This is a genomic window from Actinocorallia lasiicapitis (assembly GCF_054778695.1).
On record NZ_BAAGZI010000582.1, the window covers coordinates 1 to 2,522 of the forward strand.

At 73.7% G+C, this 2,522-nt stretch carries 2 protein-coding genes; both read left to right on the forward strand.

The features are described from left to right. The coding region (locus ACYVE7_RS32445) for a 3-oxoacyl-[acyl-carrier-protein] synthase III C-terminal domain-containing protein (protein ID WP_460370191.1) at positions 1-712 on the forward strand (712 nt) is incomplete at its 5' end. Then, entirely contained in the window at positions 709-2,466 is a 1,758-nt protein-coding gene (locus tag ACYVE7_RS32450) for an acyl-CoA dehydrogenase family protein (protein ID WP_460370193.1), read from the forward strand. The genes ACYVE7_RS32445 and ACYVE7_RS32450, both read left to right, overlap by 4 nt. The last annotated feature ends 56 nt before the right edge of the window (positions 2,467-2,522 follow it).

Genomic DNA, 2,522 nt, shown 5'->3' on the forward strand with positions numbered 1-2,522 from the left:
CGCGGCGGCGCTGCTGGCCGGGATGGACGCGCGCCGCGCGCTCGTCGTCACCTACAACGCGCCGAGCCGGGCGATGGGCGACGGCGCGGGCGGTGTCGCCGACCGCTACCTGCACAACACGCTCCACCCGACCGGTTCCCAGCTCTGGGCGTCGCCCGCGCTGTTCTCCGACGGCGCGGCCGCGCTGGTCTTCGAACGCACCGGCCGCGGCGGCGTGGTCACCTATGCGCGCGATCCGGGCGATCCGCTGGTGCGGCACCCGGGCGGCTCGTCGTTCCAGCCGCTCAGCACGCTGGAGGGCCGGATGGGCGCGGCGTACGGGATGAGCTCGGCGGCGATCAAGCAGTACTACCGGTCCGGCATGACCCGTAACCACCACGCTCTGCTGGGCGCCGATCCCGGTTATGTGGATCGGTCCACTCGGGTCTATCTGCACCAGGCGAACCCGCTGCTGGTCGACGATCTCGTCGCCGCGGTCGGCCTGCCCGCGGACAAGACCCCGTCGAACGTCCGCACCTACGGCAACCTCATCACCGTCTCGACCCCGCTGCTCCTGCACGAGGACCTGCTGGACGGGACGGTCCGGCCGGGCGACGAGATCGCGGTGTCGCTGGTCGGCGCGGGCCCCGAACGCGGCGCGTATCTGGCGCCCGTCCTGGTGCGCAATCTCGAGGAGCTGCGGCCGACGCGGCCGGCGATGGCGGCCCGATGACCCTCACCGACTTCGTCTACGGGCCGGTCGACGCCGAGACCAGGGCGTCGCTCAACAAGATCTTCACCGATCCGGTGTTCGGCCGCCGCGCCGACCTGCGCCACTCCGAGCACTGCGCGCTCACCTACGAACGGCTCCGCAGGCTCGGCGCGCAGGCGCCTCGGGGGCGCGCGCTGCCGCACCGGCCCGCCTGGATGTTCGGGCTGGCCCAGTGGACGGCCGTGAGCTGCCCGTCGCTGTTCATGGCCACGGTCCTGCACTACTTCCTGGCGCTCGATCCGATCGTGGAGTTCGGGGCGTCGGCGTCGTCGGTCGAGCCGTACGTCGCGGAGCTGGAGGGGTTCGGGGCGTTCGGGGCGTTCCTGGTCACGGAGCTCGGCCGCGGCACGTCGCATCTGGCGCTGCGCACCGAGGCCGTCCACACCGGCGCCGGGTTCGTGCTGCGCACGCCCGATCCGGCGGCGGCGAAGTTCATGCCGAACACCGGGCTGCCGGACGTGCCGAAGCTGGGCGTGGTCTGCGCCCGGCTGATCTTCGACGGCGAGGACAAGGGCGTGTTCCCGTTCGTCGTCCGGGTGCCGGGGGAGGGGATCGCGGTGCGGCCGCTGCCGCCGTCCCCGCTGGTGCCGCTCGACTACGCGGTCACGGTCTTCGACGAGGTGCCGATCCCGCACGAGGCGTGGCTGAGTGACGGCGCGTCGATCCGGGACGGCGTGTTCACCGATCCGCTCGGCGGCGGTGACGCCCGGCTGGTCAGGACCCTCGCCGTGGCCAGGAACATGTGGTCGCTCGCCACGTCGGCGCTGGCGGCGACCAGCCGGGCGGCGGTGACGATCGCGCTGCGGCACGCGTTCGGCCGCACCACCACGGGCCGGCTTCGCCCCGATCTGCCGGTGCTGCGCTACCGCAACCAGCAGGAGAAGCTGTTCGGCGCGCTCGCCACCACTTATGCGATGGCGGCGCTGGCCAACCACTCCGTGGACGGCTGGATCCGGTCGCGGGCGGCGGAGCGGCCGGTGGCCTCGGGTGCGCCCACCTGGTTCCCGGTCGCGGCGCTCAACCGGGACGCGTCGCTGGCGAAGGTCGTGGTCACCGGGCTGGCCGAGCGGGTGGCGGCGGCCTGCCGGATGAGCGCGGGCGCGCAGGGCGTCCTGGCGGCCAACCGGTACACCGACTACCAGGGGCTCGCGCAGGCGTTCACCTCGGTGGGCGGCGACAACCAGCTCATCGTCCTGGATTCGGCGAAGGCGATGGTGACGGATCCGCCGAGCCGTCCGTTCGAGCCATCGGACGGGCCGGCGGCCGAGTACCTCCGGCTCGCCGCGGCACGGGAGCGCCTGCTGCACGCCGAGCTCAGCGGCGCGATCACCGCGGCCAGGGCGGAGGGCCGGGCGGAGTTCGACCTCTGGAACGACCACCTCGCCCTGGCGCGGGATCTGGTCGAGGCGGCCGGCGAACACCTCACCCTGACGACCTTCGCGACGGCCGTCGCCGGGGCCCCCGCCGAGGTCGCCGAGCGCGTCCTGCCCCTGCTGCGGATCTTCGCGCTGGAGCAGACCGCGCGCAACGCCGCCTTCCATCTCGCGCACGGCCTGCTGACCCCGGAGCGGCTCGCGGAGCTCCCCGCGCTGCTCAACACCTGCTATGACGAGGTCCTGCTGCACGCCGCCGAGCTGGTCGACGCCTTCGAGCTCCCCGACGACCTGCTCCAGGCCCCGATCACCGGCGACTACGTCAGCGCGTTCGCGCCCTGACCGAGGCGTGCAGCGCGGCCCGCGCGGCCGCCACGGCGGGGTGCGCTCCGGTGCCC

What these genes read in the sequence shown, in the direction of transcription:
- ACYVE7_RS32450 (WP_460370193.1), top strand. Translation starts at nt 709, where the DNA reads ATGACCCTCACCGACTTCGTCTACGGGCCGGTCGACGCCGAGACCAGG.